The 25,752-nt window shown below is 35.4% G+C and carries 24 protein-coding genes; 16 read left to right on the top strand and 8 right to left on the bottom strand.

Annotated features, from left to right (window positions below):
* The first annotated feature begins 184 nt into the window (after nt 1-184).
* Together ACFPVY_RS16075 and ACFPVY_RS16070 are read left to right on the top strand one after the other, a co-directional pair.
* Nucleotides 185-868, top strand: coding sequence for a response regulator transcription factor (locus ACFPVY_RS16075; protein ID WP_379793163.1), 684 nt, complete (start codon nt 185-187; stop codon nt 866-868).
* On the top strand, nt 868-1,911 hold the full coding sequence (locus ACFPVY_RS16070; protein ID WP_379793162.1) for a sensor histidine kinase: 1,044 nt from the start codon (nt 868-870) through the stop codon (nt 1,909-1,911). Before ACFPVY_RS16075 ends, ACFPVY_RS16070 begins: the two co-directional genes overlap by 1 nt.
* Here ACFPVY_RS16070 and ACFPVY_RS16065 read toward each other — a convergent pair.
* Nucleotides 1,885-2,949, bottom strand: a complete 1,065-nt coding sequence (locus ACFPVY_RS16065; protein ID WP_379793161.1) for a glycosyltransferase — start codon at nt 2,947-2,949, stop codon at nt 1,885-1,887. The two genes, ACFPVY_RS16070 and ACFPVY_RS16065, sit on opposite strands and share 27 nt — an antisense overlap.
* Nucleotides 2,950-3,315: 366 nt before the next feature.
* Here ACFPVY_RS16065 and trmB point away from each other — a divergent pair, with 366 nt between their 5' ends.
* From trmB to ACFPVY_RS16045, 4 genes are all read left to right on the top strand, one after another.
* Nucleotides 3,316-3,990 carry a tRNA (guanosine(46)-N7)-methyltransferase TrmB gene (trmB, locus tag ACFPVY_RS16060; protein WP_379793185.1) on the top strand — a complete coding sequence of 225 codons (675 nt, stop codon included), beginning with the start codon at nt 3,316-3,318 and terminating at the stop codon, nt 3,988-3,990.
* Nucleotide 3,991: 1 nt separating this feature from the next.
* Nucleotides 3,992-4,618 carry a LysE family transporter gene (locus ACFPVY_RS16055; RefSeq protein ID WP_379793160.1) on the top strand — a complete coding sequence of 209 codons (627 nt, stop codon included), beginning with the start codon at nt 3,992-3,994 and terminating at the stop codon, nt 4,616-4,618.
* A gap of 91 nt (nt 4,619-4,709) precedes the next feature.
* Nucleotides 4,710-5,039 carry an MGMT family protein gene (locus ACFPVY_RS16050; protein ID WP_379793159.1) on the top strand — a complete coding sequence of 110 codons (330 nt, stop codon included), beginning with the start codon at nt 4,710-4,712 and terminating at the stop codon, nt 5,037-5,039.
* Nucleotides 5,040-5,051: 12 nt separating this feature from the next.
* On the top strand, nt 5,052-5,906 hold the full coding sequence (locus tag ACFPVY_RS16045; protein WP_379793158.1) for a hypothetical protein: 855 nt from the start codon (nt 5,052-5,054) through the stop codon (nt 5,904-5,906).
* A 20-nt stretch (nt 5,907-5,926) separates the two neighbouring features.
* On the opposite strand, the gene ACFPVY_RS16040 is transcribed toward ACFPVY_RS16045, so the two are convergent.
* Nucleotides 5,927-7,249, bottom strand: a complete 1,323-nt coding sequence (locus ACFPVY_RS16040; RefSeq protein WP_379793157.1) for a sensor histidine kinase — start codon at nt 7,247-7,249, stop codon at nt 5,927-5,929.
* Nucleotides 7,250-7,309: 60 nt separating this feature from the next.
* A complete protein-coding gene (locus ACFPVY_RS16035) occupies nt 7,310-8,650 on the bottom strand; it encodes a sigma-54-dependent transcriptional regulator (RefSeq protein WP_379793156.1) in 1,341 nt (446 codons plus the stop codon).
* Nucleotides 8,651-8,912: 262 nt separating this feature from the next.
* Between ACFPVY_RS16035 and ACFPVY_RS16030 the strand changes: the two genes are divergently transcribed.
* From ACFPVY_RS16030 to ACFPVY_RS15985, 10 genes are all read left to right on the top strand, one after another.
* Entirely contained in the window at nt 8,913-10,031 is a 1,119-nt protein-coding gene (locus tag ACFPVY_RS16030; protein WP_379793155.1) for an efflux RND transporter periplasmic adaptor subunit, read from the top strand.
* A gap of 1 nt (nt 10,032) precedes the next feature.
* Nucleotides 10,033-10,443, top strand: a complete 411-nt coding sequence (locus ACFPVY_RS16025; RefSeq protein WP_379793154.1) for a hypothetical protein — start codon at nt 10,033-10,035, stop codon at nt 10,441-10,443.
* A gap of 16 nt (nt 10,444-10,459) precedes the next feature.
* Complete coding sequence (locus ACFPVY_RS16020) at nt 10,460-11,164, top strand: ABC transporter ATP-binding protein (protein ID WP_379793153.1); 705 nt, start codon at nt 10,460-10,462, stop codon at nt 11,162-11,164.
* 10 nt (nt 11,165-11,174) lie between these two features.
* Nucleotides 11,175-11,930 carry a head GIN domain-containing protein gene (locus ACFPVY_RS16015; RefSeq protein WP_379793152.1) on the top strand — a complete coding sequence of 252 codons (756 nt, stop codon included), beginning with the start codon at nt 11,175-11,177 and terminating at the stop codon, nt 11,928-11,930.
* A 51-nt stretch (nt 11,931-11,981) separates the two neighbouring features.
* A complete protein-coding gene (locus ACFPVY_RS16010; RefSeq protein ID WP_379793151.1) occupies nt 11,982-14,420 on the top strand; it encodes an ABC transporter permease in 2,439 nt (812 codons plus the stop codon).
* Complete coding sequence (locus tag ACFPVY_RS16005; RefSeq protein ID WP_379793150.1) at nt 14,413-15,714, top strand: TolC family protein; 1,302 nt, start codon at nt 14,413-14,415, stop codon at nt 15,712-15,714. The genes ACFPVY_RS16010 and ACFPVY_RS16005 overlap by 8 nt, the downstream gene beginning before the upstream one ends.
* Before the next feature lie 144 nt (nt 15,715-15,858).
* Complete coding sequence (locus tag ACFPVY_RS16000) at nt 15,859-16,986, top strand: Mrp/NBP35 family ATP-binding protein (RefSeq protein WP_379793149.1); 1,128 nt, start codon at nt 15,859-15,861, stop codon at nt 16,984-16,986.
* Nucleotides 16,987-17,062: 76 nt separating this feature from the next.
* On the top strand, nt 17,063-17,302 hold the full coding sequence (locus tag ACFPVY_RS15995; RefSeq protein ID WP_379793147.1) for a NifU family protein: 240 nt from the start codon (nt 17,063-17,065) through the stop codon (nt 17,300-17,302).
* 255 nt (nt 17,303-17,557) lie between these two features.
* Nucleotides 17,558-18,610, top strand: a complete 1,053-nt coding sequence (locus tag ACFPVY_RS15990; protein ID WP_379793146.1) for an NAD(P)/FAD-dependent oxidoreductase — start codon at nt 17,558-17,560, stop codon at nt 18,608-18,610.
* 3 nt (nt 18,611-18,613) lie between these two features.
* Complete coding sequence (locus tag ACFPVY_RS15985) at nt 18,614-18,946, top strand: 2Fe-2S iron-sulfur cluster-binding family protein (protein WP_379793145.1); 333 nt, start codon at nt 18,614-18,616, stop codon at nt 18,944-18,946.
* Nucleotides 18,947-19,015: 69 nt separating this feature from the next.
* Here the strand turns inward: ACFPVY_RS15985 and ACFPVY_RS15980 are convergent, their stop codons facing one another.
* From ACFPVY_RS15980 to rimM, 5 genes are all read right to left on the bottom strand, one after another.
* The gene (locus tag ACFPVY_RS15980; RefSeq protein WP_379793143.1) at nt 19,016-21,733 is read right to left on the bottom strand and encodes a zinc-dependent metalloprotease; all 2,718 of its coding nucleotides are present in this window, start codon (nt 21,731-21,733) and stop codon (nt 19,016-19,018) included.
* Between the two features lie 383 nt (nt 21,734-22,116).
* Nucleotides 22,117-22,899 carry a DUF3050 domain-containing protein gene (locus ACFPVY_RS15975; protein ID WP_379793142.1) on the bottom strand — a complete coding sequence of 261 codons (783 nt, stop codon included), beginning with the start codon at nt 22,897-22,899 and terminating at the stop codon, nt 22,117-22,119.
* Nucleotides 22,900-22,973: 74 nt separating this feature from the next.
* Nucleotides 22,974-24,152, bottom strand: coding sequence for an acyl-CoA dehydrogenase family protein (locus ACFPVY_RS15970; protein WP_379793141.1), 1,179 nt, complete (start codon nt 24,150-24,152; stop codon nt 22,974-22,976).
* A 228-nt stretch (nt 24,153-24,380) separates the two neighbouring features.
* Nucleotides 24,381-25,088: a tRNA1(Val) (adenine(37)-N6)-methyltransferase gene (locus tag ACFPVY_RS15965; RefSeq protein WP_379793140.1), complete on the bottom strand. Its 708-nt coding sequence runs from the start codon at nt 25,086-25,088 to the stop codon at nt 24,381-24,383.
* Nucleotides 25,089-25,224: 136 nt separating this feature from the next.
* Nucleotides 25,225-25,749, bottom strand: coding sequence for a ribosome maturation factor RimM (gene rimM / locus ACFPVY_RS15960; RefSeq protein WP_379793139.1), 525 nt, complete (start codon nt 25,747-25,749; stop codon nt 25,225-25,227).
* Nucleotides 25,750-25,752 lie beyond the last annotated feature (3 nt).

Here is a 25,752-nt window from a genome sequence, read left to right as displayed (position 1 = left end):
TGTTGTGTTCTTTAATTTTGTGCAAAGAAACACTTGCTCTGTAAAGGTGATGTTACTCGCTTGTTACTATTGAGTTGCCTGAAGTTTACTAAATTGTTACCACATTAAATTATCGTAAACACATGTAATCCTTTTGTATTATATTTACATTTACAACCGCTAAACGCATAACTTTTCCCTAATTATGAAAAAGAAAGACATTAAGATTTTATTGGTTGATGATGAGCAAGACATCCTAGAAATTGTAGGTTACAACTTAACACAAGAAGGATATCAAATTTCTACTGCCAGCAACGGAAAGGAAGCGATTCAAAAGGCTAAAAAAGAATTGCCACACTTGATTATTATGGACGTAATGATGCCAGAAATGGACGGAATGGAAGCGTGTGAAAACATCAGAAAATTACCAGAATTAAGCAACGTAATCATTACTTTTTTAACAGCAAGAAGCGAAGATTATTCTCAAGTTGCCGGTTTTGACGCTGGCGCGGATGATTATATCACCAAACCAATCAAGCCAAAATTGTTGGTAAGCAAAGTGAAAGCTTTATTAAGAAGATTAAAAGAAGAAGAGCAAAACTCAGAAACTTTAAACGTAGGTGGCATCGAAGTAAATCGTGAAGAATATAAAATTGTTCAAGACGGAAAAGAAATTATCTTGCCAAGAAAAGAATTTGAATTATTCTATTTATTAGCTTCAAAACCTGGAAAAGTATTCAAAAGAGAAGAAATTTTAGACAAAGTTTGGGGTAACGAAGTAATCGTTGGCGGAAGAACCATCGACGTTCACATCAGAAAATTAAGAGAAAAAATCGGAGAAGAGTTGTTCAAAACCATTAAAGGAGTTGGATATAAATTAGAAGTTTAATGGCTGTAAGTTTCAAGAAAACCTATCGATTTGCGGTAAAATCATCACTGTATATTACCTTTTTCTCCACAGGATTGGCAGCAATCTTAACGAGTATATTCTTTACGTTTTCTTGGGAATTTTGCTTGATTTTTGCACTTTCTATTGCCATTTTTTCATTCTTCGTATTACAATATCGAGTAGAAAGATTCATTTATAGAAGAGTGAAAAAGATTTATGACGACGTTTCTTTATTAGAATCTACCAATTTCAGGTCACAGCCAATTACCACTGATATGGCGACTTTGACCAAGCAAGTAAAGAAATTTGCTACCGATAAAAAACTTGAAATTGAAACTTTAAAAGTTCGTGAAGAATACCGAAGAGAATTCATCGGAAACGTTTCACACGAATTAAAAACACCGCTTTTTACCGTTCAAGGTTATATTTCCACGCTTTTAGACGGGGGAATGAAAGACAAAACCATCCGAAAAAAATACCTCCAGCGCGCTGAAAACGGCGTGGAACGATTGATTTACATCGTTCAGGATTTGGATATGATAACCAAATTAGAAGCTGGAGAACTGAATTTGGTTAACAGCCGATTTGATATTTTAGAAGTTATCCAAAACGTATTTGATTTGCTCGAAATGAAAGCGTCAGAAAAGAATATTCTGCTGATGTTTGACGCCAAATATGTAAAGCCGGTTTTTGTCTATGGTGACAAAGACAAAATCCAGCAAGTGGTTACAAATCTTGTCGTAAACTCCATAAAATATGGCAAAGAAGATGGAACCACAGAAGTCAGCGTGGAAGATTTGGTCAATAATAAAGTCATCGTCAGAATTATGGACAACGGCGACGGAATCGAAAAACACCACATTCCGAGGCTTTTTGAGCGTTTTTATCGTGTCGATAAAAGTGGCGCCAGAACAGAAGGCGGTTCTGGTTTAGGACTTTCTATCGTGAAACATATTATTGAAGCCCACGACGAAAAAATCTACGTCGAAAGCCAAGTAGGCAAGGGTTCAGAGTTTTCATTTACCCTCGAAAAGACAAAATAATTTATTCCAAGTTATATCAGTTCCAAAGTTTTTTAAACCTTTAAACATTTCGATTTGGTTGAGGTTTTCAATCTTAAAATCGTTTTGCCTCGCAAACGGAACCAATCCTTCTTTTTTCAATTTTTTAGCCAAATATTCTTGTTCATATTGTCCAGGCGTTGGAATAAAAAAGGCTTTTTTGCCTAATTGTGCCAAATCCATAATCGTGGTGTAACCCGAACGGCAAAGCACAATTTCACTTTCGTTGAACGTATTTTCAAGTTCTTCGGTATTCATAAAATTGTAATATTTCACATTCCCGATTTCTTCTATTTTTTGTTGCGGTTCGATTTTTCCTTTGATGAAAATTACGTTTCCATCATAAAAAGGCATTTCGTTTTGCAATTTTTCTTCCAGCATCGTGCGTTGCGGTTCCGGGCCAGAAAGTATAACCATTAAGTCAAACTTCTGTTCAACTGGTTTTTTATGCAATCGGCTCAATGGCCCGATGTATTTTATGTTTTTAATGGAATTATCAATATGGCCGAGTTTTCCGGTGAGGTTTGGTTTTGTTTCCACATCAGGAACCCAACATTGATTGAATTTTTTGATAATCTGCTGGTGCATTTTGCTAGAAATCCAAGTGGTGTTTCCGGTCAAAACTTTCAACTGATGCGTGATGAAAACTGAAGGAATTTTTTTGGAATGAACGCCAAGTCGGTTGTCAGAAATGATTCCGGACAGTTCAAATTCTTTAATCCAGTTTTTAACTATTTTTCGCTCTTCATAAATGGCTTCAAGCATTTTTGGTGCATTCAGTAGCATTTTCCACTTAAAGAAAGCGCCGTTTTTGGCGTATTCGATATGATACGAAGGAAGCTCCAACGATTTTAAATGTGGAAATTCTTTTTTTAGCATTTGCAAAGCAACGCCGTCAGAAGCAATGATGGGATTGTAACCATTATTTTCTAGAGCTTCAATAATCGGGATGCAACGTGTGGCGTGACCTAATCCCCAATTTAAAGGTGCGACAAGAATGTTTTTCTTTTTAGTTTCCAATTTTGATGCTTTTGTGGGTTTAAAAATAGGTTTTTTATTTTTCTAACAGGTTTTTTGAAACGGGTTAGGTTTTGTTTTTTAAGTTTGAGAGAAATTTATCCTAACAGGTTTTGAAAACCTGTTAGGATATCGACAATATTGGTCCCCAACTTTCCAAAAATGCGACGGCCTTTCTCAAATAACCCCGATGGTGGCGACTATCCTTTTTTTTCTTTTTTCGGAAAAAAAGATAGTACCAACCAGCGGGAATTGTGAAAACAGAAAATGCCCGAACGATTCGTTTCAAATAAAAAGAACATCGTCGAAGATAAAAGTAATTCAGTTCATATATATTTCCTTAATTTTACCAAAATTTTAAATTTAGCCGTGGGAAGTAAAAATAAATTAAAGCGATTTAAGGAAAACGCGACGTTTGAGAACGTTTTTCAACCAACGAGAGAAGAAGTTGTGGGCGGGGAATTTCCGTTGAGAGGAAAATGGAATGCTGATTTTTTCAAAAATGACAATCCGATTATCTTAGAATTGGGCTGTGGAAAAGGCGAATATTCTGTTGGTTTGGCAGAGAAATATCCAGAGAAAAACTTTGTTGGGATTGATATCAAAGGAGCTCGTTTTTGGCGTGGCGCCAAGACTGCCGTGGAAGATGGTTTGCATAATGTGGCGTTTGTGAGAACTCAGATTGAGCTAATCAACTATATTTTTGCCGAGAATGAAGTGGATGAAATTTGGATTACGTTTCCGGATCCGCAGATTAAATACAAGCGCACGAAACACAGAATGACGAATTCTGAATTCTTGCAATTGTATAAAAAAATCTTGAAACCAGACGGCGTTATGAATTTAAAAACCGATAGCGAATTTATGCACGGTTACACGCTTGGGTTGCTTCACGGCGAAGGCCACGAGGTTTTATATGCGAATCATAACGTGTATAAAAACGAAGGAAGTCCGGAGGAAGTGACAACGATTCAGACGTTTTATGAGAAACAATATTTGGAAATAAACAAGGCAATTACGTATATTAGGTTTAAAATTAAATAATATGGCGATTGCGATGGCGCTGTTATGGGGACTTTTTTTGTCGGCGATTGGAATTTCACTTCCAGGGTTGATTAACATGACAGCGGCCAAAATCAGCGTTCGGGATGGAAGGTCGAGAGCCTTGATTTTTGTGGCCGGAGCGCTGGTTATTATTTTTATCCAGACTTACATTGCCGTCGCTTTTGCAAAACTAATCAACGGTCGTCCAGATTTGATTTTTATGTTGCAAGAGATTGGCTTGGTGGTTTTTACATTGTTGACTATTTTCTTTCTATTCATTGCAAAAAAGCCAAAAGTTAAAGCCGAAGATACTAAAGTGAGAACTAAAGTTGGTCGATTTTTTCTTGGAATGTTGCTTTCGGCGTTGAACTTTTTCCCGATTCCGTATTTTGTATTTGTAAGCGTGACGCTGGCAAATAACGGCCATATTGAATTTGCTCCGTTGAACAATTTTATGTTTGTAATGGGCGTGGTTATCGGGTCGTTCGCGGTATTTTATCTGTATATTATTTTCTTTAAAAGAATCGAACACAAAACAGACTGGATGATGCGAAATATGAATTATTTCTTGGGTTCGGTTACTGGTTTGGTGGCGATTGTAAATTTGATTAAAATACTTCGAAATTAAAACGCAGATCTTTATAGATTTGAATTGCGCAAATGTAGCCTTGTTTTTAATCAGTGAAAATTGAGAAATTTGTGTTCAATAATCCTTATTTATGAAAGAAGAAAATTTTTTCCAAAGAGTTTATGAAGTCGCAAGACAGATTCCGTTTGGGAAGGTGACTTCTTATGGCGCAATTGCAAATTATTTAGGTTCAAGAGGTTCTGCCAGAATGGTGGGTTGGGCGATGAATGGCTCCAGCAATATGGAAGATGTTCCGGCACACAGAGTTGTAAACAGAAAAGGACTTTTAAGCGGAAAACATCATTTTGAAGGAACAAATTTGATGCAACAGCTTTTAGAAAACGAAGGAATTCAGGTGGAAGATAACCAGATTGTGGATTTCGAGAAACATTTTTGGGATCCGATGAATAGCAAAGATTAATCTATCTTTATCATGAAAAAATTACTTCTCATTTTTTTAATTATACTTTTTTTCTCTTGTTCTGAAAGGAAACAAAACGGTTTGCCGAAATTAATTGATAGCAAAGTGAAAAATAGCATTCAAGTTAATAGTAAAGAAATGCTCAATATCGAAAGTTTTATGCCACTAGCATTTAATTTTGATGAAGATTTAAAAGTAAAAACATTAAGACATAGGTTTGATTCTGTGAGATCAAAAAAAATTCCGTTTGATTCCGTCATTCCAAAATACAATCTAAAAATAGTCATTGACACTTCATACTTTATATCTAATAATTGGTACGTATATAATTTTGTTCCAAGGCCAAAAAATGTTATTCAAGAGGGGCGACTAAATGGAAAAATCCCCACGAAAATTGATCAGCAAAAGTCATTCGCTATATTAACTGAATATTTGGATAAGAGAACTGAACTACAGGAAGCTAATGTGAACTGCTATCCACTTTTGGTTTATAATCTTTCTGAAAATGAGGCTTATATGAATTCAGAATTTATACAAGAAGCAAAAGATATTGATGGAAAATGGAAACCTATAGAATTTACGTTTTTATACGAAATGTGCGGAACTGGTAAAGGATTTCAAAGCGCTCTAGAACCAAAAAAATATGTGGCGTTTTCAATAATAAAATACAAAGGAGATTTTAAAACCAAGATTAGAGTCAAATTTAGGAATAATCGTCATATATATTACTCCAATGAAATTGAAGGAACAATCAATCGTTCCCAATTTAATCAAGACTTTAAAAAAAGCTATTTTGAAAGCTACGGTTCAAATATAAGCAGTTCCGATTTTGACTTTTATTCGAAGGATATATTCCTGAACGAATAATTATATTGTTGTAAAAATTATCAGATTAAGCAAATTATAAAACTCGTGCCGTCATTTTCGTTTTTATAATTCAAATAACCTCCATGCGCTTCAATGATGTTTTTTGACAAAGTCAGCCCAATTCCTGCGCCGTCTTTTCTTGTAGTGAAAAAAGGAAGAAAGATTTTGTCTTCGATTTCAGCATCAATTCCGCTTCCAGAATCTGAGATGGTGATGAACGTTCTATTATTTTTTATTTCGGAAGAAATTTCAATTGTTTTTTCTAGTTTTTCTTCCAACGCGTACATGCTGTTCGTCAATAAATTAATCAAAACTTGTTCCATCTGAAGTTTGTCGACCAAAATCCAGCGGTTAAATTCTATTGTGTTTTTCACATTAATATTTTCCTTTTTAAATAACGGATTCATTATTTGCAAAGTACTTTCAATCAAAGAATTTAGTTCTATTTTTTCTTTATTGGGAGTCGGAAGCATTGCTAATTTTCGATAGCTTTCTACGAAGTTTTGCAAATGGTCGCTTCGATGGATTATGGTTGAAACGCTTTGTTTGATGTCTTCCAAATCTTCTTTTGAAAGTGATTCTTGTTGCATCAAATCATTCAAATTTTGCGTCAGCGAACGAATCGGCGTAATCGAATTCATCAGTTCGTGCGAGATGACTTTCATCAAATTTATCCAAGCTTCTTTTTCTTTTTTCTCAATAACTTTTTGGATGGAATCCAATAAAATCACATAATATTCTTGGTCAAAAGTTTTGGTTTTTGAAGTTTGTAAAATAAAAGTCTGCGAATCTTGCTTGTCAATTCTGACTTGCAACGTCGTTTTGATTTCCTCAAAATTTCGCTCTTCAATAATGATGCAAAGTGCTGGAAATTGATTTTTTAGATAATGCCATTTCGAAACTTTTGGAACCTGAAAATGCTTTGAAAAATAATCGTTCAAGAGAAAGATATTCCAACCGTCTTGGTCTTTTTGCAGAATCAAAACGCCGGTTTCAATGTTGTTTAAAATCGAACGATAAACCAAATCTTTTGAAACTTGCTCGTTCTGTTTTCCTTTTAAAGTATCATATAATTTAAAAAGCGATTGGTAATTTTTAAAGGAAGAATGCTTCGAAAAATCAGCAGAAAAATCGTTGCTTAAAATCGCGCTGATGGTTCGGTCGTAAAATTGGAAGATGTTTTTGATGTAAAAATAAATTTCTACCAAGAGAAAAAGCGTAATCAATCCGAAGAAAAAAGAACTGTAAATCAGACTTTTTTGAAACAATAAAGCGCAACAAGTTATCCCAATTAAAATCAGGAAGATTCTGAAAAAGATAGTGTTGTAATGTTTTTTGTTCATAAATAGTTTTCCCACGAATTCACGAATTTTTTCAGATTTGATTCGTGAATTCGTGGCCAATTAATTTTTCAAATCAAATTTCTCCATGCGTCGATACAAAGAAGCTCTGGAAAGTCCCAATTCCTCTGCCGATTTGCTGATATTAAAATTGTGTTTTTGCAACACTTTTCCAATCATAGACTTTTCAATATCAGATAATTGCAAATCTTCAATATTTCTGTTTTCGATAAAATCTAAATCCAAATCAGAAACGGTAATTGCATTGTTTTCACACAAAATCACGGCACGTTCGATTCGGTTTTCCATCTCACGGATATTTCCGTTCCAGGCGTGTTTCTCGATTCGAGACAACGCTTCCGTGCCAAAAGTAATTTCGTTTCTTTCGTATTTTTCAATGATTTTGGCCAATAAAAATTTCGCCAATGGCATAATATCTTCTTTTCGTTCCCGAAGCGAAGGCAAAACAATTTCCATCGTATTAATTCGGTAATATAAATCTTCCCGGAAATTTTTCCCGGAAACTTCCTGTTTTAAATCAATATTTGTAGCCGTAATTATTCTGACATTCAACTGTCTGGATTTGGCTTCGCCCAGGCGCGTAACCGATTTGTTCTGGATGACTTGCAATAATTTTGACTGCAAATGCAATGGCACATTTCCGATTTCATCTAAAAAAATAGTTCCGTTATTGGCCAATTCAAAACGTCCTGGATTATCGGTTTTTGCATCCGTAAAAGCACCTTTCGCATAACCAAAAAGTTCGCTTTCAAAAATAGTATCGTTTAAAGAACCCAAATCCACGTGGATGAAAGGTTGGTTATTTCGGTTGGAATTTTGGTGGATATAATTGGCAAGCACAAATTTTCCGGTTCCGTTTTCGCCTAAAATCAAAACGTTTGCATCGGTTTTGGCCACTTTTTCGGCTAAAGAATAAGCGCGTTTTATAGAATTAGATTCTCCAATAAAAACCGATGCTGTCTTTGGAAGTTTCTCTGCTTTTTTCTTCTCTTTTCGAGATTCATCAACCGCGGATTTTACGACAGAAAGCAATTTTTCATTGTCCCAAGGTTTTAAAATGTAATCAAAAGCACCGGATTTTAAGCCTTCAACGGCGGTTTCCACTTTGCCAAAAGCAGTCATCAAAATCACTTTGGTTTCGGGTGAAAATGTCTTGATTTCTTTCAAAAGATAAATTCCTTCGCGACCGTCTTCAAAACCAATTCGGTAATTCATATCTAAAAGAACCACGTCAATTTGATTTTCAGAAAGCAAATTCAAAATGTTTTTTGGATTGTTCAGCGTGTAAATATTCTCGAAATGTTTCTTCAAGACCATTTTTGAAGCAAATAAAATGTCTTCTTGGTCATCAATCACTAAAATATTGGCTTGCGTTTTTTTCATTGACTGTTCATTTTCGGACAAAAAGTGTTCATTTTCGGACACTTGGAAATTCTTTTGAAATTAAAATCCGTTGAAATATAAGGCTTTGCAGATTTTAAAATTGTGGCACAAAATTGCTAAATAATCTTACAAATAATTTAATATGGACACGGTCGTTCCTCGTAAAAGTAGAAAAAATAAATACCTGATAATCGGTTTGCCCCTTTTTTTATTGGCTGGCTATTTTGTCTTTTCATCCGTTACGAAAAAGCGCAGTTTGGATGTGAAGAAAAACGAAATCACAATCAAAACGGTCGAAAATAATTATTTCGAAGATTTTATTGTTTTTCAAGCCAAAGTGGAACCGTTAAATTCGATGTTGCTGAACGTTGTGGAAGGCGGTTCGATTCAGGAAATTTTTGTCGAAAACGGAAGTTTTGTACAAAAAGGACAGTTTTTGGCAAGATTGTACAACCCAAATACGGAACTGGGTTATATGACGCAAGAAACGGCTATGATTGAACAAATTAATAATTTGAACAAGGCAAAATTAGATTTAAGAACACAGGAATTAAATTTGATGAAAGATTTGGTTGCCATTGAACATGATTTTTTAGACGCCAAAAGTCTGTATGATTTGAACCAAAAATTATTCAAGGAAGAAATACTTTCTAAAAACGAATGGGAAAAAACGCAGGAGAATTTTAGATTCCAGAAGGAACGTAAAAACATTATTCAGCAAAGTGTGCAAAAGGAAAAACAAGCGAACGCAATTCAGATTTCGCAAATCAACCAGTCGCAAAATATTATGCAAAAAAGCTTGGAAATTCTGCGAAGCAACAAGAAAAATTTCTTAGTTACAGCGCCATTGGCGGGACGACTTTCTTCGTTTGAACCCATTTTAGGAAAAAATTATCTGGCAGGAGAAAGCATCGGAAAAATTGACGTGATGAAAGGCTATAAATTGATGGCTGACGTGGATGAATTTTATTTGGAGAAAATTTCTGTGGGTCAAAAAGGGGAAATTGAATATAAAAATCAAATAGTTAAAGTGGAAGTTACCAAAGTGATTCCGGAGATAAAAACGGGGAAATTTCAAGTAGAATTGAATTTTGTTGAAGCAAAAGATTTAGATTTAAGGCAAGGTTTGAGTTTTGGCGTAAGACTTTTACTTTCAGAAAAAACAAAAACGACCGTACTTTCAAAAGGTTCCTTCAATCAAGATACCGCCGGAGAATGGATTTTTGTGGTAAATGGAAATCAAGCGGTTCGGAGAAAAATAAAATTAGGAAGAGAAAATCCACTTTATTATGAAGTTTTGGAAGGACTGAAATCTGATGAAAAAGTAATTACATCGAGTTACAAAGATTATAAAAACATAGAAATTTTAAATTTACAATAATATGAAAAGTATGCTACTTGCGCTTTTTTGTGCCTTGAGTGTGAATGCTCAAAATGTTAAGTCAGAAGGGACAATTTTCGTGGATGGAATCAAAGACAAAAAGTGGAATAATTCCAATGGAAAAGATTTTACAAAGGCTTCTTTTGCTGTTTTCAGTGGTGCTTGCTATGTTACTTTGGAGGTAGACCAGACTGCTGAAGTGAATTTTAAATCCGTTTCCACAATTTCAAAAGGCAAATTGGAAGTGAAGTTAATTGACGAGCAAGAATACGACTATTTTTATTGCAAAACATCTAAAGATTGCATTGTGGTTAAAGACATCACGTTAGAAAAAGGAAAAAAATACCGACTGTATTTCATTGGAGAAAATGCCAAAGGCAAATTTGAAGTCAATTGGGAAATCAACAAATAATCAATCAAAAATCAATATGATAAAAATTCAAAATCTTTCCAAAGTTTTCAGAACGGAAGAATTGGAAACCAAAGCGTTAAACGAAATTTCGTTGGAAATCAACGAAGGCGAATTTGTAACGATTATGGGCGCTTCCGGATGCGGAAAATCGACATTGCTGAATATCGTTGGGCTTTTAGACGACGTTTCAAGCGGAAGTTATAAGTTATTGAACCAAGAAATTCACGGTTTAAACGAAAACGAAAAATCTAAAATTAGGAAGCAGAACATCGGATTTGTGTTCCAAAATTTTAATCTGATTGACGAACTTTCTGTGTATGACAACATCGAATTGCCGTTGATTTATAACAATGTGAATGCTTCTGAAAGAAAGAAAAAAGTGGAAGCAATTGCAGAACGTTTGGCGATTTCGCATCGTTTGAAACATTTCCCACAGCAACTTTCCGGCGGTCAACAACAGCGAGTTGCAGTAGCAAGAGCGTTGATTAACGACCCAAAAATAATCCTCGCCGATGAACCAACCGGAAATTTGGACAGTAAAAACGGTAACGAAGTAATGGAATTATTGACGGATTTGCACGCGAACGGAGCTACAATTTTAATGGTAACGCACTCTGATTATGATGCTTCCTTCTCGCAAAAAACTATTTTTATGAAAGACGGAATGGTGCTTTCTGAAAAAATAAACAGCAGAAATGTGGACGCTTTTGTTAACGCTTAAATTTAAAAATATGATACGATTAATTATTTTCACGGTTACTTTTTTATTTACCGTTTTGGCGAGCGCACAAGTTTCTGAAAACAGAAATGTTTCAAATTTTTCTAAAATAAAAGTTTCCACCAGCATTGATTTGGTTTTTACCCAAGACTCAAAAACTTCGGTAAAAGTAGAAGCCGATGACGCTGAAAGACTGCAAGCGATTGTAACAAAAGTTTCGGGAAATACGTTGGAAATTTATGTGGATTCTAAAAATTTAAAAGGGAAAAAGAATAGGAATTTCAAAACTTTAAAAGTCTGGGTTTCCGCGCCATCAGTAGATTCTTTTCAAGCAAGTTCTTCGAGTTCAATTGCTTTAAAGAATGGCATTGAGGTAAAAACGGCGAATATCGAAGTTTCTTCCAGCGCGGATTTTAAGGGTAAAATTAAAGCAGACGAAATTAACCTAAGTGTTTCGTCAAGCGGAGCTTTAAAAAGCACTGTTTCTTCTAAAAAATTAAACGTGGAAGTGAATAGTTCCGCTGAAGCGATTTTATTAGGTACAGCAGAAAATACAAATGTTTCCGCAAGCAGTTCAGCGGATTTTCAAGGAAGAGAGTTGACAGTTAAAAATGCAATTGTCGAAGTGAGTTCTTCTGCAGAAGTTGTTTTGACCATCACCGAAAGCCTTAAAGCAAAAGCAACTTCAAGCGGTTCTGTTTCTTATTATGGAAATCCAAAAAACGTAGAATCTGAAAAAAATTCTTCGGGTTCCATTACCAAAAATTAATAGTCTCATCAGCTAAAAGAGTTTCAATCATCAACAATCAATCAAATCGACATGCTTAAAAACTGGCTAAAAATATATTTATATCAAATCAGAAACAATAAATTCTTCACTGCCCTGAATGTTTTGGGGTTGAGCATCGGAATTGCGGGTTTGATATTTTCCATCCTTTATTGGAACGATGAACATTCATACAACGCTTGGAATCCGGGAAAAGAAAATGTTTTTCAATCAATAAATCGAGTAAGCTTAGATGAATATTGGGCGAGTAATGTGGCGCCTTTAGAAGATAATCTCAAGGAATTTGAAGAAGTGGAATCTTTTTGTTACATGGATAATTGGTATTACAACGAAATTATTCAGTACAAAAACAAAAAGGAAATTTTCAAAATTACCGATGCTCAAAAAACTTTTTTCGAAATGTTTCCTTTCAAATTTATTAAAGGATATGGAAAATCGGCTTTGAAAGATAACGCCAGCATTGCAATATCTGAAAAAGCGGCCGAAAAGTTATTTGGGACGGAAGATCCTTTAGGGAAAATTGTAACTTATTCTGGCAGAAAACTTGTGGTCAGAGGCGTTTATGTCATTCCCGGAAAGTCTTCAATGCAACCTGATGCGGTTACAAATTTAATTGATGTTCGCATAACAGAGGCAAAAGGCGAGTGGGGATGGGGGAACTTCAACTTTGGTCTGATGATAAAGCTCAAAAATTCGGACGACAAGAATAAAGTGACCCAAAAGATACAAGATTTAATGTTCAAAAACAGAATCGTAGTTTGGGCAAAAAAAGAAGGAATCACTGTTGCAGAATGGGAAAAGAAAAAGGGGAAAGATCAGCTAAAAGTTATTTTAGAACCGTTAAAAGATTCTCGACTTCACTCAATCACCGACGGTTTTGCAGAAGGAAAAGGAAATTATCAGTTTCTTGTAATCATGATCGGATTATCAATTTTGATTTTAATTCTTTCAATTGTAAATTATGTAAATCTCGCCACGGCAAATGCCATAAAACGAGCAAAGGAAGTTGGCGTTCGAAAGATTATTGGAGCATCAAAATCAAATATCGTCAAGCAATTTCTTTTTGAAACTATTCTCACAACTTCATTTTCCATTTTGCTGGCGCTTGTAATTGTAGAATTGTCATTGCCTTATTATAATGAGTTTTTAGGGAAAGAATTGGTCATTTTCGGAAGTCAATTTTATTTGCAAATAATAGCAATTTTCTTAATAACAGTTACTGTTTCCGGAATCTTTCCAGCGGTTTATGTTTCTAATTTCGAAACTTTAAAAGTCTTAAAAGGAAATTTCGGAAGAAGTAAAAGTGGCGTTTGGTTACGAAACGGAATGTTAATCCTTCAATTTAGTATCGCCACTTTTTTCATCATTGGTTCTTACATTGTTTACGAACAAATCAAATTTATTTCAGAGAAAGACCTCGGTTTTAAAGGCGATCAAGTAATTTCAATTACCTACCGAAATAAATATAATTGGCGCGAAGAAAACTATAAAGAAAAAATTTATAACCGTTATAATATGATTAAATCCAATGTTTCTGCTATTAACGGCGTGGAACAAGTGTCAACTGGTGCGTTCAGTTTTGGCTCTGGAAATGGATCTACAACGGGATTTTCATATAAAGGAAGCGAAAATATTCAGGGGAAAAATATGGGCGTGGACTTTGACATGCTTGAAATGATGCAAATCAAAATTAAGGAAGGTCGGACTTTGTCAGAAAAATTTTCTTCAGATACCATAAATTCAATGTTGGTTAACGAAACCGCTTTAAAAATGATGGGCGAAAAAGATCCTATCGGAAAAGAAGTAGAATGGAATGGTCGTAAATTGAAACTCGTTGGTATCGTCAAAGATTTTAACTTGATGGGACCGCAAGAAAAAGTACAGCCAATGGTTTTCTTTCACTTTAAAACAGTGGACTGGATGCTTCAAAATGCTAGTAAAATTCACGTCAAAGTTAAAGGAGAAAATATTCAGCAAACCATTGCAGAAATTGAAAAATTTTGGACAAAAAAGGTAGATACCGATTATCCATTTGAATATGATTTCGTAGATAAAGAATATGCCAGAACTTATGAAGGATTTGTAAAACAAAAAGACCTCTTCTCTTTATTAAATATCATCGTAATTCTGATTGCGCTTTTTGGGTTGTTCGCATTAGCTTCCTATTCCATCCAACGAAGAATGAAGGAAATTGCCATCAGAAAAACATTGGGAGCTGAGACAAAAACTTTGCTAAAAGATTTGTCAAAGCAATATATAATTTTCTGTGTTATCGGATTTTTAATCGCGTTATTTCCGGTTTATTTCTTGCTTGGAAAATGGTTGGAAAACTTCGCGTACCGAATTGAAATCTCACTAATTCCTTTTGTAATCGGATTTTTTGCCTTGCTGATTTTGACTTTAATTGTCGTGTTATCAAGAGCTTATCAAGCTACTAAAGTGAATGTTTTAAAATATTTAAAGTATGAATAAGAGGTTGATTTTGAGTCTAATCTTGTTCACTTCGAGCATTTTTGTGTATGGCCAAGAAATTTCTTGGTCATTGCAAAAGTGTGTTTCCGTGGCTTTGGAAAATAACATCGACATCAAAATCAAGCAATTGCAAGTTGTAAAAGCGCAGAAAACCTACACGCATCCGTTGTTAGAATTATTTCCGTCGATTGGTTTTACCGGAAACCATTCCTATAACTTTGGTTCCACAATTGACCCAAATACCAATAATCGTGTGAGTTCTGACATTCAATATGATAACTTGAATTTAAACGCAAATACAAATCTTCTCGACTTTGGAAATTTGGCTACAGCCAAGAAAAATAAAATCGAAATTGAATTGGCAAAAGCCGATAAAGAAGTCGTTGAATATGAATATAAATTGAAATTATTATCCAACTATTTCGATGCTTTATTTTCTCAAGAGTTGGTCAAGATCCAAAAAGAACAATTGAAAAATTCAACTTTCAACCGAGATAGAATTTCCAAAGAAGTCGAAATTGGGAACAAGCCTCAAAGCGATTTGTATGATATTCAATTGAGTTTTTCGCAAGATGAAAAGCGTTTGATGGAAGCCGAACAATTATTTTTTACCCAAAAATTACAGCTTTTTCAATTGATGAATTTCAAAGTGGAAAATCTGCAGGAAATTGTTTTAGAAGTTTATTTAGCTTCGGAAGAAATTCAAAAAGAATCTATTTTCCAGAATCCAAAAATTGAATATGCTGATTTGGCTTATAAAAGTTCAAGAAAAGATATTGCTATTTTAAGGTCGGCGAATCTTCCATCTTTAGTTGGGTTTTATGGATTTTCTACGTTTTATTCCACGCCAATAAATCAATCGAATTTTGGAATTCCAAGTTTCCAAACGCAATTGGCAGACAATAAAAATCACCAAGCCGGTTTGCAATTAAACATTCCAGTCTTCAACGGATTTAAAAGAAATCGACAGATTATTGCTTCCAAAATTGAATCAGAAAAAGTAAAATTAGTTTCAGAGCAAGAAAAAATTAAAATCAAACAGCTGGTGGAATTAGAAACCACACGAAAAAATCAATACGTTCAATTGACCAAAAATCTTCAGAATACACTAAAATACGCCAAAGAATCTTTCAAAACCACGCAATCAAAATTCACCAGCGGAAAAGTGGATGCCGTGATTTATACTTCGGTTAAAAACCAATTATTATCTTCTGAATATGATTTTTTGAAAAATAATTTGATGTTGCAATATGCATCGGTGAAAATAAATTTGATTCAAAAAAATGAGTTTTAAATTTCTTGGAAATCACAAATCCATTTTGGCTATCAAATCATAAACTTTTTCAATCTATTAACTTTACATTACGAAGTTTTCATAGTATCTTTGTAATTTAAAATCAGTCTAATTTAAAGGCTTGAAAAAGAGAGTTATACAAAAATGAAAATAGATAGAAAAGAAGTTCTTAAAGCATTGGAAACCGTTACCATTGCTGGAGAAGGAAAAAATATGGTGGAAAGCGGTGCAGTCCAAAACGTATTAACTTTTGGTGACGAAGTAGTTGTTGAGGTAACGCTTGCAACGCCAGCGCTTCACATTAAAAAACGTGCGGAAGCTGACATCATCAAAACAATTCAGGAAAAAATTTCGGCTGATGCCAAAGTAAAAGTCAACATTAAAGTTGAAACTCCTGAAAAACCTGAAATCAAAGGAAAATCTATTCCTGGAATCAAAAATATTATTGCAGTTGCTTCCGGAAAAGGAGGCGTTGGAAAATCAACAACAACTGCAAATCTTGCCGTGACTTTAGCAAAAATGGGTTTCAGCGTCGGAATTTTAGATGCTGATATTTACGGACCGTCAATGCCAATTATGTTTGACGTTGAATCTGAAAAACCAGTGTCTGTGGTAGTTGACGGAAAATCGAAAATGAAACCGATTGAAAGTTACGAAGTAAAAATCTTGTCAATCGGATTTTTCACAGCGCCAAGTCAAGCCGTAATCTGGAGAGGGCCGATGGCTTCAAAAGCATTGAACCAAATGATTTTTGACGCAGATTGGGGCGAATTAGACTTTATGTTAATCGATTTACCACCAGGAACGGGCGACATTCATTTGTCGATCGTCCAATCATTGCCAATCACCGGAGCCGTTATCGTGAGCACGCCACAAGCTGTCGCTCTTGCTGACGCGAAAAAAGGTGTGGCGATGTTTCAATCAGACAGCATCAACGTTCCAGTTCTTGGAATCATTGAAAATATGGCTTATTTCACGCCAGAAGAATTACCAGAAAACAAATATTATATCTTCGGAAAAGAAGGCGCTAAAAATCTTGCAGAAGATTTAGAAGTTCCGTTCTTGGGAGAAATTCCAATCGTGCAGTCCATCCGTGAAGCGGGAGATTACGGACGTCCGGCGGCGTTGCAAACAGCATCTCCGTTAGAAAAAGTTTTCGAGGAAATCGCAAGAAATGTAGTTCAAGAAACAGTAAGCAGAAACGAGAACCTTCCACCCTCAGAAGCTGTGAAAATCACAACAATGGCGGGATGTTCGGCAGTTAAAAAATAAGAATTTCTTAAACTTTTTAGAACTTTAGACTTTACTCTAAAATCTAAGAAGTCTGAAAATCTAAAAATCTAAAAAAATGACAACAGAAGAAATCAAATTAAACGTAGAAAAAGCATTGGATGAAATTCGTCCTTTTCTTGAATCTGACGGAGGCAATATTTCGCTAATCGACATTGAGGACAACAAGCACGTGAAAGTGCGTCTTGAGGGCGCTTGCGTGGGCTGTAGCGTGAACCAAATGACCTTGAAAGCTGGTGTTGAAACCACTATCAAAAAATACGCTCCAGAAATAGAAACTGTCGTAAACGTAGCTTAAAAACCACACGGAGTTTTTGGGCGTGACCCTTGAAAAAAGCCTAGCGGCGTTTCTTCAAGGGTCGTGCTTTCCGCTCCCAATCTTTTATTTTTTTAAAGAAAAAAAATAAAAGGATTTCCGCTACAATCACTCACGCGGACGAGCATCCGCTTAAAATTAAACTTTTTCGGAGTAAATGACATTTGTCATAAAAAAGCTTTACGGTTTCCCAGACCTTTGCGCCTTAGAAACTCAGAACCTTTGAACCTTTAAAAAATGATTGAAACAGATATACTAATAATCGGTGCGGGTCCCACAGGACTTTTTACCGTTTTTGAAGCAGGACTTTTAAAATTAAAATGCCACATTATTGACGCTTTGCCTCAGCCAGGCGGACAATTGTCAGAATTGTATCCAAAAAAACCCATCTTTGATATTCCAGGATATCCATCCGTTTTGGCAGGGGATTTAGTCGATAACTTAATGGACCAAATCAAACAATTCCAACCCGGATTTACCTTAAACGAAAAAGCAGAAACCATTGAAAAATTGGAAGACGGAAGCTTTATCGTGACCACAGACAGAGGCACAAAGCACGCTTGTAAAGCGGTTGCCATTGCTGGTGGTTTGGGAAGTTTTGAACCAAGAAAACCGTTGATCGAAGACATTGAATTCTACGAAGAAAAAGGTGTGGAATATTTTGTAAAAGACCCAGAATTGTTCCGCGACAAAAAAATTGTGATTGCCGGCGGAGGAGATTCTGCCTTAGATTGGAGTATTTTCCTTTCAAATGTAGCTTCAGAAGTGACTTTGATTCACAGAAGAAATGAATTTCGCGGCGCGCTTGATTCTGTTGAAAAAGTACAAGAATTAAAACACGCAGGAAAAATCCATTTGATTACTCCAGCAGAAGTTGTTGGGTTAAATGGTTCTGAACATTTGGAATCAATTGACATTGAAGAAAATGGAGCGCACAGAAATATCAAAACCGATTATTTTATTCCACTATTCGGATTGTCTCCAAAATTGGGCGCAATTGCCAATTGGGGATTAGAAATCGAAAAAAATGCTATCAAAGTAAACAACGCTTTAGATTACCAAACAAACATCGAAGGAATTTATGCGATTGGCGACGTGAACACGTATCCAGGAAAATTAAAATTGATACTTTGTGGTTTCCATGAGGCAACTTTAATGTGCCAAAGCGTTTATAATAAATTGAATCCGGGTAAAAAATATGTCTTGAAATATACTACGGTTTCAGGCGTTGACGGATTTGACGGAACTAGAAAAGAAGCTGAAAAAGCAGTTGTAAAATCAATTGACTAATTTATGTCTCAAGACGTTACTATAAAAATTATCGATAGGGAAGGAGTTTCCCATGAAGTTCAGGCGCCAACAGATATGAATATGAACATTATGGAATTGGTTCGCGCATACGAATTAGCTCCAGAAGGAACTATTGGTGTTTGTGGCGGTATGGCGATGTGTGCTTCTTGCCAATGTTATGTTTTAAACGAAGTCGCTTTACCAGAAATGGGCGACGATGAGGAAGCCATGTTATCAGAAGCTTTCTTCGTAAAAGACAACAGCAGATTGGGTTGCCAAATTCAAATCACTGAAAAATTAGAAGGTTTGGAACTAGAATTGGCTCCGGAATATTAAAAAACTTTATTAAAATAAAAAAGGGAGCTAAAATATTTTAGCTCCCTTTTTATTTATATTCAATTGAAATTATTGAATAACAATTTTCTTAACTTCTTTTCTATCACCATCTTGAACAGTTACAAGATAAACTCCAGCTTGAACGTTGCTCAATTGTAAGTTTTGATTAAAAACACCTGAGTTTTGGTATGATTTATTGAAAATTTCTCTTCCTCTCAAATCATGAACTCCAATTTTAATTTCGTTGCTCGATTTTGAATCAAATTGAACCGTGAAATTACCATTGTTTGGATTTGGATAAATTGCGAAATTAGCCAAGCTAAAATCTTCGTTGCTCAACGTGATTGTAGTTGTTGTTGAACAGATATTTAATGCAAAGCTGTTCAATGTACCACTGTTTTGAACTGTTAAATCAGCAATAGTTAATCTCCAGTTTCCAGCAGAGTTAAGTCCATTAAAAATATCCAATGTATTTAATGGTTTGTACGTGTTTCCTAAATCAATTGAACCACATGCAAGATTAGTACCAGCATCGTCATAAGTTGTGATCATATTTTTATTAACGATTTGCCCACAACCTTGTTGGTAAAGGATTCTGATGTCAGCAACCGCATTTGTACCGGGTTTTAATAAACCTACATATAAGTCGTTGATTCTTGGGTGAGAAATATTAACAGATACATTAATATCTGAAATTACAACATTGTCAGGAACGTTCACTGAATACGCTGACCAAGCTGGTTGAGCAAGCCCAACGATTGGAGCATTTGGTGTTGCAGTATATGTGTTACAAGTTGTAGTTGTTGTTACAATGTAACCAATTGCAAAAGCTACTGGATTGATGTCATAGTAGATGTTTCCAGTTGGTTTTACCATTACTCTACAGAAAGGTGCAGCTAGGTTTGGAACAGTGATTGCTTCACTACCATCGTTTGGAGTATTGGCTTTCAAAACAGTTGGATAAGTAAGTCCTCCATCTGTCGATAATAATATATCAACATTTGCTGAACCTGCCAATGATGTTGTACCACCCACTGACCATGTAATTGTTTCTGTTCCACCTTGTGTCCAAGTAATTCCTGCGGCACTTTGTGAAGTAACATCAAATGGTCCTACTGTGTTACTAACTGTGATAACAGTTGCGTCAGTATTTGTTTGTCCACTTCCAACGGAATTATCTCTAGCTGTTAAAGTGAAATTTAAAGTTCTTCCCACAGTCGATACAGATTCCCATTGTGAGCTTAAGTTGTTAGTTAAAACAGTGCTAAGTGCTGGCATGTATCTTACCGGAGATGGTGAAGGAGCAAGTGATCTAAAGTTTGGACCTGAAGCTTTTGTTGGAGACGCAACACTACTTGCGCCTTGCGTATTCGAAGAGTTAGAAGGGTCGTTTTGTTCCCAAGTATAGGTTAGATTGCTGTTTGATTCAACATCGCTACCAGTTCCTGTTAAAATGAAAGGTGTTCCTTTTGGAATTGTGTAGTCAAGACCTGCAGATACTGTTGGAGCAGTATTGGTCATTGGCGTACTTACTGGACAAGTTTTTGTTGCCAAGTTGCTTTGGATTTGCAAAATACTTCTATACGTAAAATAATCATCAGAATTATTTTGAACATTGTAAGAAGTAATTCCAGCATATCCCATAATTGTAGATCCACTTCCCGGTTCAACGTTAACTCCGTTAATTTCAGCACTGTGTGAAAAAGTATGGTTTGCGCCTAGTTGATGTCCCATTTCGTGAGCAACATAGTCAATATCAAATGTGTCTCCTGCCGGAATATTATTTGATGGAGACGTAAATCCACTTCCTTTTCCTTCTGGAACTGCAGGGGTTGGATTAACACAAACGCAACCAATACAACCTGCATTACCACCACCACCAGCTGCACCAAAAAGGTGACCGATATCATAAGCGGCATTACCAATCGTAGAAGTTAAAGCACCTTGTAATTCAAGGTTCCATGCACCACCAGAACCAGCTTCCGCGTCAGAATATGGGTCAGTTGCAGCATTTGTATAAATTAATGCAGTGTTATTTGCAATAAGCTCTAGTTTAATAGCAAGATCAATTGCAAAAACTCCATTAACTCTTGTCATTGTAGCGTTCATTCCCGCTAATGCTTGTGAAACTCCGCCGAAATAAGCAGTATATTCTCCTGTACAAGATAAAGCTAATCTTAATGTCTTGAAAACTTGATTGTTTGATAATGTTGAATTGCCAATACTTTTCAATTTGTCATGTAATTCTAAATCATCCTTTGTAGTACAAGCGAAAGGAATTTCTCCTTCTGTTCTTACTGATTCAGAGTTGAATAACGCATATTTAGTTCCGTCTGCTGAATATGGCTCAATAAATTCAGTTTTTTTACCACCTCTTAAAACCATAGTTTGAATTCCTTGTGGATCAATACTAATTCTGATAGACGCAGTTTTGTCTTTAAGTCCAACACCAGCGTAAGCTCTAATGTCAGGAAATTGTGCTTGCAATTCAGGAGCAAAATTTGAGTTTTCCCAAACTCTAAATTGTTCCATTTCGCCATCAATATTAGGAATAGAAATGATAACATTACTTTCTGAAGCCACTTTTGGAGCAGAAAATAAAGTTTGTCTAAGTGAAGAAACATCCAAGTTATAGTACTTTGATGCCTGAGGAAATTCTCTGCCTTTCACATTTTTGTAAGTTTTAATCTCTTGCTCATTTGTTCTTCTCCAAGATTTATCACTTTGGGCAAAAGCAAAACTTGAGATAAGAAGTAAGCACGCAGAAAAACGTAATGTTTTTTTCATTCTTGAAATCTTTTAAATAATTAATAGTTTTTTTAAATTAACCTAACGTAAAATTTAGTTCAATTTTGGTCTGCTAAAATAACGCAAAACATTTACACTTTATAATTATAAAAGTTAAAAAGTACATTGTCAGTAATTTTACCCTTCCTATATCTGCTTTTCAAATGTCTAATTGGTTAAATTTATTTTTTGGTCCTATTGAATCTTTTCGCAAAATTTTTTTAGGCAGAATTGCTTTATCTTAACGTTAAATTATGCAACTATTTAATAGTTTATTATAGCAATGTGTTTAAAAAAGGATTCTCCCTTTGCAGATTCCGAGATTTAATTTTTAAAATCGTTTTATTTAAAGCAAAAAAAAACGGCAGTTGAGCCGTTTTAATTTATGCTAATTCAGGTTTCATTGAAATCAATTCTTCAATTGCATCCCAAAGTCCGATTCTTCTTTCAAGTGCCTGAATCGAAACTTCTCTAACTTCGTCCCAGCGGTGTTCCAATCCTTCGCAAAGTTCGTTGATCATTTGCATCGCCATTGGGCCGTGTTCGTCAGCGTCTAATTCGATATGTCTTTCAAAATAATAAATCAATTTTGTCAAGTCAGCATCCGGAAAATTATTTTGGAAATTCCTCAAGATTTCAGTAAACATTGCCGGAATCAAATCTTCTCTGCCAAAGGTAAAAGCGGCCGCGATTTCGTGTGGTTTTCCTTCGTCAATAACTCTAAAAGTAAAGTCTAAAAATTCTTTGATTTTTGGGTGCAAATCACTTTGCTTGATTGAAACAAAAATATTTTGAGTCGCAATCACATTTTCAAGAAAACCTTCAATTTCTGAAATATCGGCGCCACAATCTTTCATCGCGTCGATATACATTTCATAATGGCTTTGTCTTTTTCCGTCTAAATTTAAATCGGTTTCTTCTGCCAGAACAATTTCATTGATCAAATATCTAATTTCTGGATTTCCAACCGGAAGCCAAGGCGTTGTGGTAGCAGTCAATTTTGATTGAAGCGCTTTTAAAAGCGACATAAAATCCCAAACTGCATAAACGTGGCTTTCTAAAAATCGGCGTAAATCGTCAAGATTTTGTACTTTTTTGTAAAGAGGGTGGTTTAATAAAAGGTCTTTCTGAGGCTGGATACTGGCGTTAATATTTTCGATATTCATAACTAGGGGTTTGTGCAAATGTAAAAAAGCTTCCCTTGATAGAGAAGCTTTTCTTGTATTTTAAGATTTGTTTATTACTTAAATGCCGCAAAACCAGTAACATCCATCCCGGTAATTAGCAGGTGAATGTCGTGCGTTCCTTCATAAGTAATCACAGATTCTAAGTTCATCATGTGACGCATAATTGAATATTCGCCCGTAATTCCCATTCCGCCAAGCATTTGTCTTGCATCTCTGGCAATGGTGATGGCCATATCCACGTTGTTTCTTTTTGCCATTGAAATTTGAGCCGAAGTTGCTTTTCCTTCGTTTCTCAAAACTCCAAGTCTCCAAGTAAGCAATTGCGCTTTTGTGATTTCAGTAATCATTTCGGCCAATTTCTTTTGCTGTAATTGTGTCGCACCAATTGGTTTGTCAAACTGAATTCTTTCTTTTGAATATCTCAAAGCTGTGTCATAACAATCCATTGCAGCACCAATTGCGCCCCAAGCGATTCCATAACGGGCTGAGTCTAAACAACCAAGCGGCGCGCCTAAACCAGATTTATTTGGTAATAAATTTTCCTTCGGAACTTTTACATTGTCAAAAATTAATTCGCCAGTTGCTGAAGCACGAAGTGACCATTTATTGTGCGTTTCTGGAGTTGTGAAGCCTTCCATTCCTCTTTCCACGACTAATCCGTGGATTCTCCCTGATTCGTCTTTTGCCCAAACCACGGCAATATCTGCGAACGGTGCATTCGAAATCCACATTTTGGCACCATTTAATAAATAATGATCGCCTTTATCTTTAAAATTAGTTGTCATTCCACCCGGATTTGATCCGTGATCTGGTTCTGTCAAACCAAAACATCCGATGAATTCACCAGAAGCCAACTTTGGCAACCATTTCATTCTTTGTTCTTCGTTTCCGTATTTCCAAATTGGGTACATAACTAATGAAGACTGAACTGAAGCCGTTGAACGAACACCAGAATCGCCTCTTTCAATTTCTTGCATGATTAATCCATAAGAAATTTGGTCCAATCCAGCACCGCCATATTCTTCAGGAATATAAGGTCCAAAAGCACCGATTTCTGCCAAACCATTAATGATTTGTTTTGGAAATTCAGCTTTTTGAGCATAATCTTCAATAATTGGAGATACCTCACGCTTTACCCATTCGCGGGCGGCGTCACGTACCATTTTATGTTCGTCTGACAATAATTCGTCTAAAAGGTAATAATCTGGAGCTTGAAAAAGGTCTGGTCTCATTGTTATGTTTTTAAATCTTCGCAAAAATAGATAAAGATTTCTAACAAATCAATAATTAAAAGGTCAATTTTTATATGGAAAATGGAAATTATTTTCACAATCGAACAAATTACAGTAATTGGCTTATTGCTTACAATAATTAAGCAGGTGGGTTTTGCGAAAGATTCTTTATAAAACAAAAGATTAACGTGAAATACAAAAACTACTTAATTACAAAAAAGGTATGAATTACATTTTCAAGTAAAAATCCTTAGTCAAGGCAATATATTCTTCTGTATAAATATGTCTGGAAGTTTCGATCACCAGCTCATCCAAAGGGAAATTTTCTAAAACATTTCTGCTAAATGCTAAAAGGCTTCGTTTGATTTCTGTTGTAGGACTTCCTTTGACGCGGGTAATTTTAGTTGGAAACAAATCAAAATCTTTCGCCAAGGCAATAAATTTCTCTTCTTCTTTAAATGGAATAATCACAGAAAAGATTCCGTTTTCAGAAAGCAATAAATCGGCCGCTTCGACTAAATCTTCAAAAGGCATTGCGTCTGCAAAACGAGCCAAATCTCTTTGTTCGCTTTCGGTTTTAAAATCTTCAGTATAAAATGGAGGATTTGAAATGATCAAGTCATATTCATCTTCCGGTTCTTCAATAAATTCATCCAAACCAGCGTGAAAGCAAAATAATCTATCGCCCCACGGAGAATTCTCGAAATTTTCTACCGCCTGTTCATAAGCTTCTTCGTCAATTTCCAAAGCATCAATTTGTTCGGCATTGGTTCTTTGAGCTAACATCAAGGCGATGATTCCGGTTCCGGCTCCAACATCCAAAACACTAAAAATATTTTCAGGAATCGGTGACCAAGCTCCAAGTAAAACACCATCAGTCCCAACTTTCATCGCGCAACGATCTTGTTCTACAGAAAATTGTTTGAATTGGAACATTGTGGTATTGAGGTTTTAGTAATTAGAATTGAGATAATAGGAAAAAGAGGCAAAAGAAAAGATTTTGTGAGTAATACAATTAAACGAATAAACGAATAAACGAATAAACGAATAAACGAATAAACGAATAAACCTTTTAAAGATACATTTCAATCAAACCTTCCGGTAAATCCATAACCACTTTTTTGTTCTCGCGATCAATCTTCAGAAGAAAGTGATCAATCATCGGAATCAAGATTTCCACTTCGCCGTTCAAAACCTCAAATAAAGGTTGCGCAGTCGTATCATTAACAGATTGAATTTTTCCAACAACGCCCAATCGCTTGTCTTCAATTTCAAAGCCAATTACTTCGTGGAAATAAAATTTGTTGCCTTCCAGTTTTGGCAACATATTTAAAGGAAGGTAAACCGCATTGCCAATCACGGCATCAGCATCTTCCTCAGTATTCATATCTTCAAAACGAACTCTCAGAAAGTCATTTTTGTGGATAGAACTGTTTTCAATAAAAAAAGGAACCAAGTGTTTGCCACATTCGACAAACACTGATTCCAAGTTTTCGTATAACTCAGGCTCGTCAGTGTCAAGATAGACAAGGACTTCACCCTTAAAACTAAATTTTTTAGCGATTTTACCTAAATAGAAACATTCTTCCTTACGCATTAT

Source organism: Flavobacterium qiangtangense (assembly GCF_042658345.1).
GTDB classification, from domain to species: Bacteria; Bacteroidota; Bacteroidia; order Flavobacteriales; family Flavobacteriaceae; genus Flavobacterium; species Flavobacterium qiangtangense.
This window is presented reverse-complemented; position numbering and strand designations above follow the sequence as displayed.

Bases quoted from the DNA above. Each gene is read 5' to 3' on its own strand.
- ACFPVY_RS16075 (WP_379793163.1), top strand. From the start codon at position 185: ATGAAAAAGAAAGACATTAAGATTTTATTGGTTGATGATGAGCAAGAC.
- ACFPVY_RS16070 (WP_379793162.1), top strand. From the start codon at position 868: ATGGCTGTAAGTTTCAAGAAAACCTATCGATTTGCGGTAAAATCATCA.
- ACFPVY_RS16055 (WP_379793160.1), top strand. From the start codon at position 3,992: ATGGCGATTGCGATGGCGCTGTTATGGGGACTTTTTTTGTCGGCGATT.
- ACFPVY_RS16050 (WP_379793159.1), top strand. From the start codon at position 4,710: ATGAAAGAAGAAAATTTTTTCCAAAGAGTTTATGAAGTCGCAAGACAG.
- ACFPVY_RS16045 (WP_379793158.1), top strand. From the start codon at position 5,052: ATGAAAAAATTACTTCTCATTTTTTTAATTATACTTTTTTTCTCTTGT.
- ACFPVY_RS16040 (WP_379793157.1), bottom strand. From the start codon at position 7,249: ATGAACAAAAAACATTACAACACTATCTTTTTCAGAATCTTCCTGATT.
- ACFPVY_RS16035 (WP_379793156.1), bottom strand. From the start codon at position 8,650: ATGAAAAAAACGCAAGCCAATATTTTAGTGATTGATGACCAAGAAGAC.
- ACFPVY_RS16025 (WP_379793154.1), top strand. From the start codon at position 10,033: ATGAAAAGTATGCTACTTGCGCTTTTTTGTGCCTTGAGTGTGAATGCT.
- ACFPVY_RS16020 (WP_379793153.1), top strand. From the start codon at position 10,460: ATGATAAAAATTCAAAATCTTTCCAAAGTTTTCAGAACGGAAGAATTG.
- ACFPVY_RS16015 (WP_379793152.1), top strand. From the start codon at position 11,175: ATGATACGATTAATTATTTTCACGGTTACTTTTTTATTTACCGTTTTG.
- ACFPVY_RS16010 (WP_379793151.1), top strand. From the start codon at position 11,982: ATGCTTAAAAACTGGCTAAAAATATATTTATATCAAATCAGAAACAAT.
- ACFPVY_RS16005 (WP_379793150.1), top strand. From the start codon at position 14,413: ATGAATAAGAGGTTGATTTTGAGTCTAATCTTGTTCACTTCGAGCATT.
- ACFPVY_RS16000 (WP_379793149.1), top strand. From the start codon at position 15,859: ATGAAAATAGATAGAAAAGAAGTTCTTAAAGCATTGGAAACCGTTACC.
- ACFPVY_RS15995 (WP_379793147.1), top strand. From the start codon at position 17,063: ATGACAACAGAAGAAATCAAATTAAACGTAGAAAAAGCATTGGATGAA.
- ACFPVY_RS15990 (WP_379793146.1), top strand. From the start codon at position 17,558: ATGATTGAAACAGATATACTAATAATCGGTGCGGGTCCCACAGGACTT.
- ACFPVY_RS15985 (WP_379793145.1), top strand. From the start codon at position 18,614: ATGTCTCAAGACGTTACTATAAAAATTATCGATAGGGAAGGAGTTTCC.
- ACFPVY_RS15980 (WP_379793143.1), bottom strand. From the start codon at position 21,733: ATGAAAAAAACATTACGTTTTTCTGCGTGCTTACTTCTTATCTCAAGT.
- ACFPVY_RS15975 (WP_379793142.1), bottom strand. From the start codon at position 22,899: ATGAATATCGAAAATATTAACGCCAGTATCCAGCCTCAGAAAGACCTT.
- ACFPVY_RS15970 (WP_379793141.1), bottom strand. From the start codon at position 24,152: ATGAGACCAGACCTTTTTCAAGCTCCAGATTATTACCTTTTAGACGAA.
- ACFPVY_RS15965 (WP_379793140.1), bottom strand. From the start codon at position 25,088: ATGTTCCAATTCAAACAATTTTCTGTAGAACAAGATCGTTGCGCGATG.
- rimM (WP_379793139.1), bottom strand. From the start codon at position 25,749: ATGCGTAAGGAAGAATGTTTCTATTTAGGTAAAATCGCTAAAAAATTT.